This is a genomic window from Rhodovulum sp. 12E13, from assembly GCF_003340565.1.
Lineage (GTDB): Bacteria > Pseudomonadota > Alphaproteobacteria > Rhodobacterales > Rhodobacteraceae > HLUCCA09.
In genome coordinates this window covers 171,440-188,779 of the sequence record NZ_QPLK01000005.1, presented here as the reverse complement: position 1 = coordinate 188,779, position 17,340 = coordinate 171,440, and the positions used below count along the sequence as shown (strand labels likewise).

Sequence of the window (17,340 nt, the reverse complement as noted above, 5' to 3'; positions counted from 1 at the left end):
ATGTTTCACGTGGAACACCATTCATACGACGTGGCCGTCATCGGGGCGGGCCATGCCGGCTGCGAAGCGGCGGCCGCAGCGGCGCGGATGGGAGCACGGGTTGCACTGGTGACTCTGCGCACGAGTGATATCGGGGTGATGTCGTGCAATCCGGCCATCGGAGGCTTGGGGAAGGGTCACCTCGTCTGCGAAATCGACGCTTTGGATGGCGTCATGGGACGAGCAGCGGACGCGGCCGGTATACAGTTTCGGCTTCTCAATCGGCGCAAGGGCCCTGCCGTCCGAGGCCCCCGAGCTCAGGCAGACCGGGCGCTGTATCGCGCCGCGATGCAGCGCCTTCTGCGCCAAACGCCAGGGCTCGACATCATCGCGGGCGAGGTGGTGGATCTGGCCGTGAGCGGGGATCGCGTTACCGGTGTCGTGCTCGCAGACGGACAGAAAGTGATGGCGCGCGCTATCGTCCTGACCAGCGGCACGTTCATGAATGGTGTGATACACGTCGGCGACCGATCGTTTTCCGGTGGCCGGATGGGCGCATCCGCCGTGACTCGCCTCGCCGAAAGGGTTCGAGGGTTCGGATTGTCGTTGGGGCGGCTGAAGACCGGCACGCCCCCGCGGCTCGATGGCCGCACGATCCGCTGGGAGGGGCTCGAGCGGCAACCGGGCGACGAAGAGCCCACTTTCTTCTCCACTATGACAACCGATCTGGCGGCGCGCCAGGTTGCGTGCGGGATCACGAGAACCACCGAACGCACGCATGACATCATCCGCGCCAACCTCGATCGATCGGCAATGTATTCGGGTCGTATCGGCGGCCCGGGGCCCCGGTACTGTCCGTCGATCGAGGACAAGGTGGTGCGTTTCGCCGACAAGGACAGCCATCAGATATTCCTGGAGCCGGAGGGAGTCGACGATCCGACGATCTATCCCAACGGCATTTCCACCTCGCTGCCCGAGGACGTGCAAGAGGACTATGTTCGATCGATCCCCGGCCTGGAGGACGTCGTCATTCTTCAACCGGGTTATGCCATCGAGTACGACTACGTCGATCCCAGGGCTCTGGCGCGGACCCTTGCGGTGGTCGACATCCCGGGCCTCTATCTGGCAGGTCAGATCAACGGGACAACAGGGTATGAGGAGGCGGCAGCGCAGGGGCTCATCGCTGGCGTGAATGCCGCCGCCGACGCCCTAGGTCGGGATCCGGTAATTCCGGGGCGGCGCAGTTCGTATATCGGTGTGATGATCGACGATCTGACGACGCACGGCGTGGCCGAACCTTACCGTATGTTCACCTCGCGGGCGGAATATCGCCTGTCTCTGCGGGCTGACAATGCCGATCAACGTCTGACACCGCTGGGTGTGACGGTCGGATTGGTGGGGGAAAGGCGTCGCCGGTCCTTTGACGCCAAGATGGAGCGGATAGCGAGAGCGCGACATGCCCTGTCCAGCGTCAGCATCAGTGCCGCGGAGTTGCATGCCAATGGTGTCCGGGTTGCCCCCGACGGGCGCCGCAGGACAGCGGAGGAAGCCCTGGCGCTGCCGGGGGCCGACATCGAGGTCCTGTCCACCCTCTGCCCGTCGATCGCCACGCTCGAACGATCGGCGCTGGCGCAAATCGCAAATGATGCACTCTATGCACATTATGTCCGGCGGCAGGACGATGACATTGCCCGGTTGCAGCGCGACGAGGCGATCGCACTGTCGCCCGCGCTTGACTATGGCGCCATCGACGGACTGTCAGCGGAACTGCGGGAGAAACTTCTCGTTGCCCGGCCCGAGACATTGGCCCAGGCCGGGCGCATCGAGGGCATGACCCCCGCTGCCCTGACTCTGATACTGGCGCGGGTGCGGCAACTGCAGAAGCGCTCGGCGTGAGCAGTCCGGGTGCCGATGCATCGGTTTGCGACCGCCTCCGCACTCTCGGCGTTTCACGTGAAACCAGGCGCGATCTTGCGCGCTTCGCAGAACTGCTGAGACACTGGACACGTCGTGTCAATCTCGTGGCCCCGTCGACGGTCGACCACCTGTGGGAACGGCATATCCTCGATTCGGCACAGCTCTGTGTCCTGTCACCCCGTACGGACGGGCTCTGGCTCGATATCGGTTCCGGCGCCGGACTGCCGGGCCTCGTCTGTGCCCTTGTCGCGCAAGACATCCGGCCAGAGACGCAATTCGCGCTTGTCGAGAGCGACCGGCGCAAATGCGCCTTCCTCTCGACCTGCGTGCGCGAATTCGGGCTGACTGCCAAGATCCATACGGCCCGCATCGAAGAGCTCCCCTCACAAAGCGCCACGGTCGTCTCCGCCCGTGCTCTCGCACCGCTCACACGTCTTATCGCCCTTGCGCAGCCGCATGCGCTTCCCGGCGCAACCTTTCTCTTTCCAAAAGGCGCGCGCTACATGTCCGAAATCGCTGAAGCACAGGCGAGCTGGCGCTTCACCGCGACGGCCCATCCGAGTATAACCGACCCGGCAGCCCGGATCCTCGAATGCCAACTGGCGGCTCGGGTCTGAGGCGGGAGGATCGAGCAGTGAAGATCATCGCCATCGCCAACCAGAAGGGCGGGGTCGGCAAGACGACGACCGCCATCAATCTCTGCGCAGCCTTGTCCGAGCGCGGTCTGCGTGTCCTGCTGATAGATCTTGATCCCCAGGGTAACGCCTCCACGGGCCTTGGCATCGAGCCGGGTACCCGAATCAAGACCACCTACGACATTCTTCTCTCCGAAACCCCGATATCCGACGCGATCCGCCCGACCAGCGTGACGGGCATCGACATCGTGCCCTCCAACACCGATCTCGCTTCCGCCGATATGGAGCTGCTCTCCAACGGGCGGCGATCCTTCCGCCTGCGCAACGCGCTGCGCCGGGCTGATGTCGAAGCCCTTGGCTATGATTTCGTGCTGATCGACTGTCCGCCGTCGCTCAACCTGCTTACCGTCAACGCGATGGTGGCTGCGCACTCCGTCCTCGTCCCGCTACAATCGGAGTTCTTTGCACTCGAGGGCCTGTCGCAGCTGATGCTGACCGTCCGCGAAGTCCGCCAGAGCGCCAACCAGAAATTGCGGATCGAGGGGGTCGTGCTGACAATGTTCGACATTCGCAATCGCCTCTCGCAACAGGTCGAGCAGGATGCCCGCGAGGCCCTCGGGGAACTCGTCTTCGAGACACGTATTCCCCGGAACGTCCGGATCAGCGAAGCGCCGAGCTTTGGCACGCCCGTTCTCAGCTACGACACGCATTCGCGTGGAGCGGCGGCCTACCGGGCGCTGGCCTCCGAGTTGCTCGACCGTGCACTGACCGTGGCTGCCTGACAGGAGAAAGCCTATGAAAAACAGAGGTTTAGGTCGAGGCCTCTCCGCCCTCATGGCCGACGTTCATCTCGACGAGCCCGCCACTGAGCGGCCGCATTCCGCAGATCGTACGCTCCCCATCGATGCCATTGCGCCCAATCCGGATCAGCCTCGCCGCAGCTTCGACGAGGCCGCGCTCGACGAGCTCGCCGCCTCGATCCGCGAGCGAGGCATCCTGCAACCCCTGATCGTTCGTCCTCGTCCGCGCGGCGATGCGACCCACGAACTGGTCGCTGGCGAGCGCCGGTGGCGCGCCGCTCAGCGCGCCCAGCTGCATGACGTGCCGGTCATCGTCTCCGACCTCGACGATACGGAAGCGCTCGAGATCGCCATCGTCGAGAATATCCAGCGGGCTGATCTTTCCCCGGTCGAGGAGGCGCGTGGCTACCGCCAGCTTATCGACCGATTCGGCCACACGCAGGAGCAGCTCGCCCGCTCCCTCGGCAAGTCGCGCAGCCACATCGCCAACCTGATGCGCCTGCTCGGCCTGCCCGACGAGGTGCTCGCCCATCTCGAGGCCGGGCGCCTGACCGCGGGACATGCCCGTGCCCTCGTTACCGCGACCGATCCCGCCGCACTCGCCCGCGAGGTTGTCGCCCGCGGCCTGTCCGTCCGCCAGGCCGAGGCACTCGCCCGCCAAAGCGCCGTCCCCGCCAAGGCACACAAGCCGCGCGCGACGCCCGAGAAAGACGCCGACACCCGCGCCATCGAGCAGGATCTCGCCGCGCATCTTCGCATGCGCGTCAGCATCGAGCACAAGGATATCGACGGTGCCGGCGAGCTCCGCGTCCGCTACCGCGATCTCGACCAGCTGGATCTGCTGTGTCAGATGCTTTCGGCTAGCTTGCCGGACGGGACCAGATAAAGGTCAGCACGCCGGCCAGCACAGCCGCCTGCACCCCGAGCACAGCCAGCGGCACCCCCAGCGCTAGCGACAGCGAAAAGACCGCCGTGATCGACACCGTCGCCGCGATCTTGCCCCGGCGCGAGATCGCGCCACGCTCCTGCCAGTCCATGATCGGAGGCCCGAATAGCGGGTGCGAGAGCAGCCAGTCGTGCAGTTGCGGCGACGATCGTGCGAAGCAGAATGCCGCCAGAAGCATGAAGGGCACCGTCGGCAACAATGGCAGAAACACCCCAAGCGCCCCGAAGCAGACACACAGCACGCCGCAGAATGCCCAGACGACGCGCATCGGTCAGCTCACCCCGCCAACTCCGCCACCAGCCGGTCGAGCAGCAGCCTGCCCCGTGGCGTCGCCCGCATCCGCCCCGACACTGCCTCGAGCAGCCCGACGTCCTTCAGCGCCTGCGCGCGCTCCCCGACCGAGGCTCCTGCATCCCCCAGGGCCGACAGCGCCGAGAGCGCGACGCCCTCGCGCTTGCGCAGTCCCATCAAGAGATACTCGACAACCTGATCGGAAACGGAAATCTCCTCCTCGCGCTCATGCGCCCGTTCGGCCGTCTCGACACCGGCAAGCCACGCGCCAGGGGCGCTCACCTGCTCTGTCGCCACCCGCCGGCCGTCCAGCGTCAGCCGCCCATGCGCGCCCGGTCCCACGCCCGCATAGTCGCCCCCTGACCAGTAAAGCAGGTTGTGCCGGCATTCGGCCCCCGGTCTCGCGAAGTTCGACACCTCGTAGAGCCGCAGACCCGCTGCCTCACACCGCTCCACCGTCATCTCGTACAGGTCCGCGCCAAGATCCTCGTCGGGCAGGCCCCGCAGCTTCCCAGCCTCCTGCCGCGCCGCAAAGGCGGTGCCCGGCTCGATCGTCAGCTGGTAGAGCGAGAGATGGTCCACCGCCATTGCCAGCGCCTCGTCCAGCTCTGCCGCCCAGGCCTCGCGCGTCTGGTCCTGCCGTGCGCAGATCAGGTCGAACGAAACCCGGTCGAACACCCTCCGCGCCACGTCGAAGGCCGCCCTTGCCTCGGCCGCGCTGTGCAATCGTCCGAGCCGCTTCAGGTCGGAATCGTTCAGCGCCTGCACCCCCAGCGACACCCGGTTGACGCCCGCGTCGCGATAGCCGCCGAACCTTCCCGCCTCCACCGAGGTGGGGTTCGCCTCCAGCGTCACCTCGAGATCGTTGGCGCAGACCCAGCCCGCACGCGCCGCGTCCATCACCGCGGCCACGGTCTCCGGTTCCATCAGGCTCGGCGTGCCTCCGCCGAAAAACACGCTGGTCAGGCGCCGTCCCCCGTGGCGCCCTCCCGTCCGCCCGGCCACGCGTGCCACATCGCCGGCCAGCGCCCGCGCCCAGCGCGCCTGGTCGACGCCCGTCACGACATGCGAGTTGAAGTCGCAATAGGGGCACTTCGCCTGGCAGAAGGGCCAGTGGACATACAGCCCGAACCCGGCGCCCTCCTCCATGACGCTATCCTCCGAAACAGCCCGCGACGAGCGCGGCGAAGGCGCGGGCCCGGTGGCTCATCGCGTGCTTCCGTGCCGGTTCCATCTCTCCGAAGGTCTCCCGCTCGCCCTCGGGCAGGAACATCGGGTCGTAGCCGAAGCCCCGTTCGCCGCGCGGTGGCCAGACGAGCGTTCCATGCACCTCGCCCTCGAAGACCGCGTCGGCCCCGTCGGGCCAGGCGAGGCACAGAGCGCAGGTGAAATGCGCGGCGAACGGCGGGTTGGCCGCCGTGTCCCCCAGGGCGGACCAGACCCGTTCCATCCCGACGCGAAAGTCACGCCCGCCCTCCGTCTCGGCCCAGTCCGCCGTACGCACGCCGGGGTCGCCCCCCAGGGCCGCGACCGACAGCCCGCTGTCGTCAGACAGGGCCGGAAGGCCTGCGCCCCGCGCCGCGGCATGCGCCTTGATCCGCGCATTGCCGGCGAAGGTCTCCTCCGTTTCCTCCGGCTCGCCGAGACCCAGCTCGCCGGCCGAGATCACCTTTGCCCCGAAAGGCGCCAGAAGGTCGCCGATCTCGCGCACCTTTCCCGCGTTGTGCGAGGCGATGACCAGCCGACCGCCGGCGAAGCGCCGGGTCATCCGGCCACCGCCGCCTTCTGTGCCGCGACCAGCGCCGACACCCCCGCCTCTGCCAGGTCCATCAGCCGTGCCAGTTCCTCGCGGGAAAAGGTCGCCCCCTCCGCGCTCGCCTGCAGTTCGATCAGATTCCCCGAGCCGGTCATCACGAAGTTGCCGTCGGTTCCCGCCTCGCTGTCCTCGGCATAGTCGAGGTCGAGCACCGGCTGGCCCGCGTAGATGCCGCACGAGACCGCCGCAACATGATCCACCAGCGGGTCCGACAGCACGTCACGCGCCTTTGCCAGCCGCTCCACCGCCAGCTTCAGCGCCACCCAGCCGCCGGTGATCGCCGCGCACCGGGTGCCCCCGTCGGCCTGGATCACGTCGCAATCCACCGTGATCTGCCGCTCGCCCAGCGCCCGCAGGTCGGTGCCGGCCCGCAGCGCGCGCCCGATCAGCCGCTGTATCTCCTGCGTCCGCCCCGATTGCCCGCGCTTGGCCTCGCGCTGGCCCCGCGTGTGGGTGGCACGCGGCAGCATCCCGTATTCAGCCGTCACCCAGCCCTGCCCCGAGTTCTTCAGGAAGGGCGGCACGCGCTCCTCCACGCTCGCCGTGCACAGCACATGCGTGTCGCCCATGCGGATCAGGCACGATCCTTCCGCGTGCCGCGTCACCCCCGTCTCGATGACGATCTCGCGCATCTGGTCGAGCGCCCGTCCCGATGGCCGCATGGCCCGTCTCCTGTGCTGTTCGCCTGCGGCCGCTCTTCCCAAGTCGCGGCCCCGGGCGCAAGGCCCACCCCGCGTGCCGATGCGCCCGCAGGTCCGCGGCGGGCGTCCGCCCGAGTTGACCGCCCCGCATGCCATGCATTTATATCCTGCATCCGCCCCGTCCCTTTCAGAGCGACATGACCGAGGCAACGCCGACCCTGAACGAACTCAACAACCGCTCCCGCGAGGTCTTTCGCCGGGTGGTCGAGGGCTATCTCGACAGCGGCGAGCCGGTGGGATCGCGCACCCTGACGCGCGACTTCTCCGAAAAGATCTCGGCCGCGACGATTCGGAACGTCATGCAGGATCTCGAGTATCTCGGACTGCTCGACTCGCCGCACGTTTCCGCCGGCCGCGTGCCTACCGAGCTGGGCCTGCGCATGTTCGTCGACGGCCTTCTCGAGGTGCGCGACCTCGACGCCACGGACCGGGCCCGCATCGATGCCACCCTGGGCGAGAACGAGTCGGACATCGTCCACCTCATGGGCAAGGTCGGGGCTGCGCTGACCGGGGCCACGCAAGTGGCCAGTCTCGTGCTGACGCCGAAGCACGAGGCCCCGATCCGGCATATCGAGTTCGTGCATCTCGGCCATGACCGTGCGCTCGTCGTGCTGGTCTTCGCCGACGGGCACGTGGAGAACCGTGTCTTCACCCCGCCGCCGGGCCAGACCCCCGCCTCGATGCGAGAGGCTGCCAATTTCGTCAACGCCCTGGCAGAGGGCAAGACGCTGTCCCAGCTTCGCGCCTCGATGCGCGCCGAGGTCGCCCGCCGCCGACAGGAGCTCGATTCGCTCGCGCGTGGCCTCGTCGAGCAGGGGCTCGCCGTCTGGGCCGACGAGGGCGAGCCGACCGAGCGACTGATTGTCCGCGGCACGGCACATCTGCTCGACGAGCAGACCCGCGCCGAGGATCTCGAGCGGATCCGCCTGCTGTTCGACGATCTCGAGCGCAAACGCGACATCGCCGAGTTTCTCGAACTGACCGAGGAGGGCGAAGGCGTGCGGATTTTTATCGGCTCCGAGACGAAACTCTTCTCGCTTTCGGGTTCCTCTCTGGTGGTCTCTCCATATATGAACGCGGATCGTAAGATCGTCGGCGCGGTCGGGGTGATCGGGCCGACGAGGCTGAATTACGGCCGCATCGTCCCCATTGTGGACTACACCGCGCAGCTCGTGGGGCGATTGCTGACCGAACGGACCTGACCGAGAGGACTCTATGGGCGAACCGAAAAAGGACGACGTCGATCTCTCCGCACAGGATCGCTGGGACGCGACCGGCGCCGAGCCCGTCGACACGGCGGATCAGGCAGAAAGCGCGACCGGCGAGGGTGCCGCTGCGCCGGGCTCCGAGGCGATGATCGCGGAGCTCACCGCCGAGCGCGACGCCTACAAGGATCGGTTCCTTCGCGCGCTCGCCGACGCCGAAAACGCGCGCAAGCGCAGCGACCGCGATCGCCGCGAGGCCGAGAACTATGGCGGTTCCCGCCTTGCGCGCGACCTGCTGCCCGTCTGGGACAATCTCAACCGCGCCCTCGCCGCCGCGACCGACGAACAGCGTCAGGCCGACGCTGCGCTGATCGAGGGCGTCGAGCTGACGCTGCGCGAACTGGGCAAGGTCTTCGAGAAGCACGGTATCCACATGATCCGCCCGGAGCTGGGCGAGCCCTTCGACCCCCAGTTGCACGAGGCGATGTTCGAGGCTCCCGTGCCCGAAACAAGGGCGGGCGACATCATTCAGGTCATGGCCGACGGCTTCCTGTTGCACGATCGTCTGTTGCGCCCAGCGCAGGTAGGCGTCTCCTCGACGCCCGGCTGATCCCCCAGAGCGGGGCCAAGGCGTTTGCAAACGCCTTCAGCGCGCGCACGCGCGCTGAACGCCCTTGCAAGGGCGTTCTCTCCGGCCTGCGGGCGGCCGCCGATCACCTGCCATCCAGCAGAAGGGCCTTCAGCGCGTAGAGTGTCTCCAGCGCCTCGCGCGGGGACAGGTCGTCTGGCGAGAGGTTTCGCAAGTGTTCGAGTGCCGGGCTCTCCGGCGGCGGGTCGGGCTCGGCCTGCGGCGGTCGAGCCGCGGCGAAGAGGGGCAAGTCGTCGATAACTGCCTTCGCGCCCCGCCCACCCTCGCGCTCGCCCGTCTCCAGGGCATCGAGCACGGTGCGCGCCCGGGCGATGACTGCCCGCGGCAGCCCCGCCAGCCGCGCGACCTGCACGCCGTAGCTGCGATCTGCGGCGCCGGGGCGCACCTCGTGCAGGAACACCACGTCGTCCTGCCATTCCTTCACCGCGACTGTCGCGTTCTCCACCCCCTCGAGCCGTTGCGCGAGTGCCGTCAACTCGTGGTAATGGGTGGCAAAAAGCGCGCGGCAGCGGTTGACGTCGTGCAGGTGTTCCAGCACCGCCCACGCGATCGAGAGGCCATCGTAGGTCGCCGTGCCCCGCCCGATCTCGTCGAGAATTACCAGCGCCCGGGCGTCGGCCCGGTTCAGGATCGCCGCCGTCTCGACCATTTCGACCATGAAGGTCGAGCGCCCCCGCGCCAGGTCGTCCGATGCGCCCACGCGGCTGAACAGGGCCGAGACCAGACCGATCCGCGCCCGGGAGGCGGGCACGAAGCTTCCCGCCTGTGCCAGAAGCGCGATCAGTGCGTTCTGCCGCAGGTAGGTCGACTTGCCCGCCATGTTGGGGCCGGTCAGCAGGCGGATATGGGCCGCGTCCCCCTCTGCCGACAGGTCGCAGTCGTTGGCCACGAAGGCGGGCCCCGCCTGCCGTCGCAGCGCCTGCTCGACCACCGGGTGCCGCCCGCCCTCGATCGCGAAGGCGCGGCTCTCGTCCACCTCGGGCCGGCACCATCCCTCGCCACGGGCGAGGTCCGCGAGCGCGGTTGCCACGTCCACCTCCGCCAGTGCGCGCGCTGCCGCCGCCACCCGCGGGGCGCCATCGAGCACCAGCGCGCGCAACGCGCCGAAGAGGCGCTTTTCGATCTCCAGCGCCCGCGCGCCCGCGTTCAGGATCCGGCTCTCAAGATCGCTTAGCTCCTCGGTGGTGAAGCGCAGGGCGTTCGCCGTCGTCTGCCGGTGGCGGAACGTCTCCGACAGGGGCGGCGCAAGCATCCGCTCGGCATGGGTGGCCGTCGTCTCGACGAAATAGCCCAGTACGTTGTTATGCTTGACCTTCAGCGAGGCGATCCCCGTCTGATCGGCGTATCGGGCCTGGAGCGAGGCGATCACGCCGCGCCCCTCGTCGCGGAGCCGCCGCGCCTCGTCGAGCTCGGCGTCGTGCCCCGGCGCGATGAAGCCGCCATCCCGCGCCAGATGCGGCGGGTCGGCCACCAGCGCGGCGTCGAGCGCGCCCAGCAGCCCCTCCTGGCCCCGCAGGTCCGCCGCCGCCTCTGCCAGCGCCTCGGGCAGTCCTGTGTCCAGCTGGCCGGCCACCTGCTCGGCCCCCGCTAGCCCGTTGCGGATCGCGGCGAGATCGCGCGGCCCACCCCGATCCAGCCCGAGCCGCGACAGCGCCCGGTCCATATCGGGCACGCTGCGCAGGCAGGCGCGCAGCCTCTCGGCCTGCCCTGTCTCCTCCACGAAATGCGCCACATTCGCCAGCCGCGCCTGCACCGTCGACAGCCGTCGCGCGGGTGCCGAGATGCGCCGCGCTAGCAGACGCGCGCCCGGCGCCGTTACCGTCCGGTCGACCGCCCCGAGGAGAGAGCCCGCGCGCCCGCCCGACAGCGACTCGGTCAGCTCGAGGTTCCGCCGCGTGGCCGCGTCGATCGCTACCGCGTCGCCGTCGGCCTCCCATACCGGCGGGCGCAGCAGAGGCATCCGCCCCTTCTGCGTCAGGTCGAGATACCCCGCGAGCGCCCCCATCGCCGACAGTTCGGCCCGCCCGAACCCCCCGAACGCATCCAGCGAGGTCACCCCGAACGCCTCCGCCAGCCGCCGCGCCCCCGACGCGCTGTCGAACATCCCCCGCTCGAGGGCCGTCAGTGCCGCGCCGGCCTCCTCCACGACCGCGCCCAGCCTCCCTTCCAACGCTTCCGGCAACAGCACCTCCCGTGGGGCGAGGCGCGCAAGGTCTGGCCCCAACCGCACCTCCGGGCACCCGGCCACCCGCAACTCGCCCGTCGAGATGTCGACCCAGGCCAGCGCCCCCTCGCCGGCTAGGTTCGCGTAGGCCGCGAGAAAGTTGTTCGCCCGCGCCTCGAGCAGCGTGTCCTCGGTCAGCGTGCCCGGCGTGACCAGCCGCACCACCTCGCGCCGCACCACGGCCTTGTGGCCGCGCTTCTTCGCCTCGGCAGGGTCCTCCATCTGCTCGCAGACGGCCACGCGAAAGCCCTTTCGGATCAGCGTCAGCAGATAGCTCTCGGCCGCATGCACCGGCACCCCGCACATCGGGATGTCCTCGCCCGCATGGCTGCCTCGCTTGGTCAAGGCGATGTCGAGCGCCTCGGCCGCCGCCACCGCGTCGTCGAAGAACATCTCGTAGAAATCGCCCATACGGTAGAACAGGAGCGCCCCCGGATGACCGGCCTTGATCTCCAGGTACTGGGCCATCATCGGCGTGACGGCTCCCGTCTTCGGCATCGTCTCGGTCAAGCGGCGCGTCCCCTCGCGTGGCCGCGCCCGAGTGCTCGCCCGAGCGCTGCCGGCAGCCTATCGCTGGCGATCCGCCGATTGAAGAGCGTCGGTGTCCGTGCCGGTGTCGGTGTCGGTGCGGTTCCCTCCATGTAACGGTCTTGTTAAGGATTAATGACATGGATACGTCGTTCCCGCCGCCGCAGGGCCTGTCCCTGCCGCGCCTCGCCCCGGAGGAGGCCCTCGCCCGCGGCTCCGAACGCGCGGTGTTCGACTGGCCTGACCAGCCCGGCCTGCTGATCAAGGTGATGCATCCGCATGCCCTGCGGCGCGACGCCCGTGGCGGTGTCAGAGACCCGGTCGGCCAGCGCGAACGTCGCGCCTGGCAGGCTGCCCTTGCCTATGCCACCCGCACGCGGCGTCCGCCGCCGGTGGCCGAGGTGATCGCCTGCCTTCCATGGGGGAGCGGCACGGCGCATATCGTGCGCAAGGTGGCCGATGCCGACGGCCGGATGGGCCCGACGCTCGCCCTGCTCGCCGATCAAGGACGGCTCGGAGACGCCGAAATCGAAATGCTCAACGATCTCGTGGCCGATCTGCAGGCGGCCGGCATCGTCGTCCACGACGCGCGCCCCGCCAACTTCGTGCTGGAGACGTCGCGCCACGGCGCCTCCCGCTTCGTCCTGGTCGACGGGTTCGGCGATCGCGCGCTCGTGCCGCTGCGGTCCTGGCTGCCCGTCCTGGCCCGCCGCCGACTCGCGACAGCGCTTTATCGCACCGCCCGCGAGACGGGGCTGCACTGGGACGGGAGACGCCTTTCGAGGCCCTGACCCCGTGGCCGGCGTCTGGTTCAGCCTCCCGCGAACGGCGCGTCGGCGCCCCAGATCTCGCGCACCCGCGCGTCGCGGCCGCAGGCGTCGCGGTACCGCTTGTAGGCGTCGGCCTTGTCGATCCAGCCGAAGCGGGTCAGCACGCGCTCGTCGCTGCGGTAGTAGTCCTGGTGATACGCCTCGGCCGGCCAGAACTCCGCCGGCCCGCGCACCGGCGTCACGATCTCCCGCCCGAGCTCCCGCTCCGCCTGCGCGATGGCCGCTTGGGCCGCCTGCCGCTGTGCCTCGGTCCGGGCGAAGATCGCGGTCGTGTAGCTCTGGCCCCGGTCGCAGAACTGGCCGCCCGCGTCGAACGGGTCGATCGAGCGCAGAAACAGGTCGAGGATCTGGCGGTACCCGATCCGGTCGGGGTCGTAGCGGATCTGCGCGACCTCGAGATGGCCGGTGCCGCCCCCGGTCACCTGCCTGTAGGTCGGGTTGGCCACGTCGCCACCGGCAAAGCCCGACACCACCTCCTCGACGCCCTGCACCCGCTCGAAATCGGCTTCGACACACCCGAAACAACCGCCGGCGACAAGCGCGGTCTCGGTGCCGCCGTCCTGAGCGCGGGCCGTGTGGCACTGGGCGAGCAACCCGACCCCGATGGCCAGGGCCAGCACGACGGGCTTGATCGAGGCAAACGTCATCGACATGGCAGATCTCCGGTGACCGAGGGTCACAGCCTCGCCTCGCGGGACTGTCCGCTCAAGTCACCCCGGCGTGACCTCACGCGGTCCTGACGATTGTTTCGCCTCCTTGCCCAGCGGCGGCGGGTAGCAGTGTCGGCGCCCGGGGGGCCAGATCACCGCCCGACATGCCTCCCCCACATGCCTCGGAGCGCCCGCGACGACCGCAGGATCGCGCAGCTCGATCCCAGGCTTCTTCTTGCCGCAAATATCCTCGCCGAAGGCCGCCCGCCGTCAGCCACCCACGCGACGATTGCGCTGGGCGATCAGCTTCAGCCGCAGGGCGTTGAGCTGGATGAAGCCCTGCGCGTCCGACTGGTCGTAGGCGCCGGCGTCGTCCTCGAACGTCACGTGCTCCATCGAGTACAGCGTGTGATCCGACCAGCGCCCGACGGTGCGCACCGAGCCCTTGTAGAGCCGCACGCGCACCGTGCCGGTGACATGCTCCTGCGAGCGGTCGATGGCGGCCTGCAGCATCTCGCGCTCGGGGCTGAACCAGTAGCCGTTGTAGATCAGTTCGGCATAGCGCGGCATCAGCTCGTCCTTGAGATGCATCGCGCCGCGGTCGAGGGTGATCTGCTCGATCCCGCGGTGCGCCTCGAGCAGGATCGTGCCACCGGGCGTCTCGTAGATCCCGCGCGACTTCATGCCGACATAGCGCCCCTCCACGAGGTCGAGCCGCCCGATCCCGTGCCTGCCCCCCAGCTCGTTGAGCCGCGTCAGCAGCGCGGCGGGCGACAGCCGCTCGCCGTCGATCGACACCGCGTCGCCCCGCTCGAAGCCGATCTCGACATGCTGGGCCTCGTCCGGCGCGTCCTCGGGGTCGACCGTGCGCTGGTAGACGTAGTCGGGCGCCATCTCGGCCGGGTCCTCCAGCACCTTGCCTTCCGACGAGGTGTGCAACAGGTTCGCGTCGACCGAGAAGGGCGCCTCGCCCCGCTTGTCCTTGGCGATGGGGATCTGGTGCTGCTCGGCGAACTCGATCAGCCGTGTCCGCGAGGTGAGCGACCAGGTCCGCCACGGTGCCACCACCTTGATCTGCGGGTTCAGCGCATAGGCCGCCAGCTCGAAGCGCACCTGGTCGTTGCCCTTGCCCGTCGCGCCATGAGAGATCGCGTCGGCCCCCGTTTCCTCGGCGATCTCCACCAGCCGCTTCGAGATCAGTGGCCGCGCGATCGACGTGCCCAGCAGGTAGAGGCCCTCGTAAACGGCATTCGCCCGGAACATCGGGAAGACGTAGTCGCGCACGAACTCTTCCCGCAGGTCCTCGACGAACACCTCGCGCACCCCGAGCATCTCGGCCTTCTGGCGGGCGGGCTCCAGCTCTTCGCCCTGGCCGAGATCGGCCGTGAAGGTGACGACCTCGCAGCCGTATTCCACCTGCAGCCACTTGAGGATGATCGAGGTGTCGAGCCCGCCGGAATAGGCGAGGACGACCTTCTTGGGCGCGTCGGACATGGGGCACTCCGCTTCGGACTGACGGCGCCCTCTACCCCGCGCCCCGGGCAGGGACAAGCGTCGCCCCGTCTTGCACGGCATAGACGTCGCCCGAATTGGCGGCGTCCGGCAGTGCGGCGATCCGCTGTGCTATCGTCTCCGCCCCCACCCACTCGTCCGGCAGGTCGAACCCCTCGCCAAGCGACAGCGCGAAGCGGTAGGGGCCGAGCGCGGCCACCTGCGCCAGCGCGCCGAGCGCCGCGCCACGGTGGATCGTCGTCACCTCGAACGACAGGGCCGGCACGGCGCGCGACAGGCCCGCCAGCGCCACGTCCTCCATCCCCTCGACATCGACCTTGACGAAGTCGGGTGCTCCATGCGCCGCGATCAGCGCGTCGAGCGTGGTGAGGGGCACATCCGCCACCCTGTCCCACCGCTGGCCCTGCCAACCCTCGGCGCCCGCCGCCGCGGCCACGAACCCCTCCGACAGGGTCGAGACGGTCGGGTTGGCGACGTTCACGCGCAGGGCCGCGCGCCCGTCCGCGGCGCCGACGGCCGCGCCCGCCAGCGTGACGCCCGCATCCCGGCCGTGGATCAGCCGCAGGGCGCGCAGGGCCGCCGGCTGCGGCTCCACCGCCACCACCCGGGCGCCGAGGCGGCGAAAGCAGGCTGTCCGGTCGCCCACATGCGCGCCCACGTCGAAGGCCAGCGCGCCCGGCCGCAGGAAGCGCGCATACAGCGCGTCCATGCGCGCCGCCCGACCCGAATCGCCGTAATAGATCCGCAGCGATCGCCCGATGCCGGCGGCCAGCGGCGCCCTGCCTGACATCCCGTCTTCCATCGTCGATCAGATGGCGCGCCATGCCCCTCGGGCAAGCGTCCGCTTGCCTTGGCGCCGCCGATGGCCCACACCGCCGCCCATGACCAGCTTCGCCCAGGACGCCCGCTCCGCAGAGGAGCGGCTGCGCACCCTCTTCCCGCCGACGCCACTGCAGCGCAACGACCACCTGTCGGAGCGTTACGGCGCCGACATCTGGCTCAAGCGCGAGGATCTGGCGCCCGTCCGTTCCTACAAGCTGCGCGGCGCCTTCAACGCCATGCGCAAGGTGCTCGAGCGCGACCCCGCGCAGCAGCTCTTCGTCGCCGCCTCGGCGGGCAACCACGCGCAGGGCATGGCCTATGTCTGCCGCCACTTCGGGGTACGTGGCGTGATCTTCATGCCGGTGACCACGCCCGAGCAGAAGATCATGAAGACGCGCACCTTCGGCGGCGCGCAGGTCGAGATCCGGCTGACCGGCGACTACGTCGACGACACGCTGGCCGAGGCGAAGGCGTGGTGCGCCGAGCAGGGCGCGCACTTTCTCGCCCCCTTCGACGATCCCGACGTGATCGAGGGGCAGGCCTCGGTCGCCGTCGAACTGCTCGCGCAGGCCGGGGCGCAGGGCATGGGGCAACCCGACCTCGTGGTGATGCCGGTGGGCGGCGGGGGCCTGTCGGCCGGCATGACAGGCTATTTCCGCGCGGCGGCGCCGGGCATCGCCTGCCGCTATGTCGAGCCCGAAGGGGGCGCCAGCCTCGCCGCTGCGCTGGCCGAGGGGGCGCCGGTCACGCTGAACAAGGTCGACACCTTCGTCGATGGGGCGGCGGTGGCCCGGATCGGCGGGCATACCTTCGACATGCTCAAGGGCGTCGACCCCGCGCATCTGATCGCCGCGCCAGAGAACCGCATCTGCGGCACCATCCTCGAGATGCTGAACGTCGAGGGCATCGTGCTGGAACCTGCGGGCGCGCTGTCGGTCGACGTGCTGCCAGGGCTGGCGGACGAGATCAGGGGCAAGCGCGTGGTCTGCGTCACCTCGGGCGGCAATTTCGACTTCGAGCGGCTGCCGGAGGTGAAGGAGCGCAGCATGCGCTACACCGGCAAGAAGAAATACGTCATCCTCCGCCTGCCCCAGCGCCCCGGCGCCCTGCGCGACTTTCTCGAGATGCTCGGGCCTGAAGACGACATCGCGCGCTTCGAATACCTCAAGAAATCCGCGCGCAACTTCGGCTCAGTGCTGCTCGGGATCGAGACGGCCCGGGCCGAGAACTTCGGCGCGCTGTTCGACCGGCTCGAGGCGCACGGCTTCGTCTATACCGACATCACCGCAGACGAGCTCATCGGCGAATTCGTGCTCTGACCGCCTGGCGGCGCGCATCTTCGCGCCGCGATGTCAGCCCCCGCCCTTGCCGGCCTGCAGGCCCGATACCAGGGCGGCGCGCGCCGCCGCATATCCGGTCAGAACCAGCGCGATCTGCACCTCCTCGGCGCGGCCCTCGGCCGCCAGCCGCTCGCCCTGCCGGCAGATCTCGGCCAGCCCCGACAACCCCATGTTGAGCGCGGCGCCCTTGAGCGAGTGCAGCGCCTCCTCGTAGGCCGAGGGCGGCTGCCCGGCGAGCGCCTCCACCATCTCGTCGGAATCGGTGAGGAACAGCTCCAGCACCTCGACGAATTCGTCGTCGCCGATCTCGACGCGCAAGTCGGCCACGCGCGGCCAGTCGATCGCCGACGGATCGGGCGGGGAAGGATCGGGCGCTCCTGCACCGTCGGACATGCGCTGCCTCCAGACCTGCGCAGCCTGCCTAGCGTGCGCGGGTTAAGCCTCTCTTTCCCCCGCCGGTTCACGGCCCCTTAAGCGCGCTGGTCTAAGCCTGCC

General features: G+C 69.1%; 17 protein-coding genes. 8 read left to right on the top strand and 9 right to left on the bottom strand.

Translation table 11 applies throughout. The annotated features are described in order from the left end of the window. The 4 genes from mnmG to DLJ49_RS06625 are packed head-to-tail and all read left to right on the top strand — an operon-like array spanning position 1 to position 4,217. Positions 1-1,875: a tRNA uridine-5-carboxymethylaminomethyl(34) synthesis enzyme MnmG gene (mnmG, locus tag DLJ49_RS06640; protein WP_115392745.1), complete on the top strand. Its 1,875-nt coding sequence runs from the start codon at positions 1-3 to the stop codon at positions 1,873-1,875. Continuing rightward, positions 1,872-2,513 carry a 16S rRNA (guanine(527)-N(7))-methyltransferase RsmG gene (gene rsmG / locus DLJ49_RS06635; protein WP_115392744.1) on the top strand — a complete coding sequence of 214 codons (642 nt, stop codon included), beginning with the start codon at positions 1,872-1,874 and terminating at the stop codon, positions 2,511-2,513. Before mnmG ends, rsmG begins: the two co-directional genes overlap by 4 nt. After that, positions 2,489-3,313, top strand: a complete 825-nt coding sequence (locus tag DLJ49_RS06630; RefSeq protein ID WP_115392743.1) for a ParA family protein — start codon at positions 2,489-2,491, stop codon at positions 3,311-3,313. The genes rsmG and DLJ49_RS06630 overlap by 25 nt, the downstream gene beginning before the upstream one ends. A 52-nt stretch (positions 3,314-3,365) precedes the next feature. Continuing rightward, positions 3,366-4,217, top strand: a complete 852-nt coding sequence (locus DLJ49_RS06625; protein ID WP_233488791.1) for a ParB/RepB/Spo0J family partition protein — start codon at positions 3,366-3,368, stop codon at positions 4,215-4,217. Here the strand turns inward: DLJ49_RS06625 and DLJ49_RS06620 are convergent. Genes DLJ49_RS06620 through rph form a run of 4 tightly spaced genes read right to left on the bottom strand, consistent with a single transcriptional unit; the run spans position 4,192 to position 7,046 of the window. Further along, the gene (locus DLJ49_RS06620) at positions 4,192-4,545 is read right to left on the bottom strand and encodes a YbaN family protein (RefSeq protein ID WP_115392741.1); all 354 of its coding nucleotides are present in this window, start codon (positions 4,543-4,545) and stop codon (positions 4,192-4,194) included. The genes DLJ49_RS06625 and DLJ49_RS06620 overlap by 26 nt on opposite strands. Before the next feature lie 8 nt (positions 4,546-4,553). Then, on the bottom strand, positions 4,554-5,717 hold the full coding sequence (gene hemW, locus DLJ49_RS06615; protein WP_115392740.1) for a radical SAM family heme chaperone HemW: 1,164 nt from the start codon (positions 5,715-5,717) through the stop codon (positions 4,554-4,556). 4 nt (positions 5,718-5,721) lie between these two features. Next, positions 5,722-6,336, bottom strand: coding sequence for a non-canonical purine NTP pyrophosphatase (locus DLJ49_RS06610; RefSeq protein ID WP_115392739.1), 615 nt, complete (start codon positions 6,334-6,336; stop codon positions 5,722-5,724). Continuing rightward, positions 6,333-7,046 (bottom strand): ribonuclease PH, encoded by a 714-nt coding sequence (rph, locus tag DLJ49_RS06605; RefSeq protein ID WP_115392738.1) that lies wholly within the window; start codon positions 7,044-7,046, stop codon positions 6,333-6,335. Before rph ends, DLJ49_RS06610 begins: the two co-directional genes overlap by 4 nt. A gap of 176 nt (positions 7,047-7,222) precedes the next feature. Here rph and hrcA point away from each other — a divergent pair, with 176 nt between their 5' ends. Both hrcA and DLJ49_RS06595 read left to right on the top strand, forming a co-directional pair. After that, positions 7,223-8,287, top strand: a complete 1,065-nt coding sequence (hrcA, locus tag DLJ49_RS06600; protein WP_115392737.1) for a heat-inducible transcriptional repressor HrcA — start codon at positions 7,223-7,225, stop codon at positions 8,285-8,287. A 13-nt stretch (positions 8,288-8,300) separates the two neighbouring features. Beyond that, positions 8,301-8,900 carry a nucleotide exchange factor GrpE gene (locus tag DLJ49_RS06595; RefSeq protein WP_115392736.1) on the top strand — a complete coding sequence of 200 codons (600 nt, stop codon included), beginning with the start codon at positions 8,301-8,303 and terminating at the stop codon, positions 8,898-8,900. A 103-nt stretch (positions 8,901-9,003) separates the two neighbouring features. Here DLJ49_RS06595 and mutS read toward each other — a convergent pair whose 3' ends face one another. Then, positions 9,004-11,661 (bottom strand): DNA mismatch repair protein MutS, encoded by a 2,658-nt coding sequence (gene mutS / locus DLJ49_RS06590; protein ID WP_115392812.1) that lies wholly within the window; start codon positions 11,659-11,661, stop codon positions 9,004-9,006. A 170-nt stretch (positions 11,662-11,831) separates the two neighbouring features. Between mutS and DLJ49_RS06585 the strand changes: the two genes are divergently transcribed. Then, positions 11,832-12,482, top strand: coding sequence for a YrbL family protein (locus DLJ49_RS06585; protein WP_115392735.1), 651 nt, complete (start codon positions 11,832-11,834; stop codon positions 12,480-12,482). Positions 12,483-12,502: 20 nt separating this feature from the next. On the opposite strand, the gene msrA is transcribed toward DLJ49_RS06585, so the two are convergent. From msrA to DLJ49_RS06570, 3 genes are all read right to left on the bottom strand, one after another. After that, on the bottom strand, positions 12,503-13,174 hold the full coding sequence (gene msrA / locus DLJ49_RS06580) for a peptide-methionine (S)-S-oxide reductase MsrA (RefSeq protein WP_369932497.1): 672 nt from the start codon (positions 13,172-13,174) through the stop codon (positions 12,503-12,505). A 267-nt stretch (positions 13,175-13,441) separates the two neighbouring features. Continuing rightward, positions 13,442-14,665, bottom strand: a complete 1,224-nt coding sequence (locus tag DLJ49_RS06575) for an argininosuccinate synthase (protein ID WP_115392734.1) — start codon at positions 14,663-14,665, stop codon at positions 13,442-13,444. 31 nt (positions 14,666-14,696) lie between these two features. Further along, complete coding sequence (locus tag DLJ49_RS06570) at positions 14,697-15,485, bottom strand: FkbM family methyltransferase (protein WP_115392733.1); 789 nt, start codon at positions 15,483-15,485, stop codon at positions 14,697-14,699. Between the two features lie 79 nt (positions 15,486-15,564). Between DLJ49_RS06570 and ilvA the strand changes: the two genes are divergently transcribed. Continuing rightward, positions 15,565-16,824: a threonine ammonia-lyase IlvA gene (gene ilvA, locus DLJ49_RS06565; RefSeq protein WP_115392732.1), complete on the top strand. Its 1,260-nt coding sequence runs from the start codon at positions 15,565-15,567 to the stop codon at positions 16,822-16,824. Positions 16,825-16,857: 33 nt separating this feature from the next. Here the strand turns inward: ilvA and DLJ49_RS06560 are convergent, their stop codons facing one another. Further along, positions 16,858-17,238 (bottom strand): Hpt domain-containing protein, encoded by a 381-nt coding sequence (locus tag DLJ49_RS06560; protein WP_115392731.1) that lies wholly within the window; start codon positions 17,236-17,238, stop codon positions 16,858-16,860. Between the last annotated feature and the right edge of the window lie 102 nt (positions 17,239-17,340).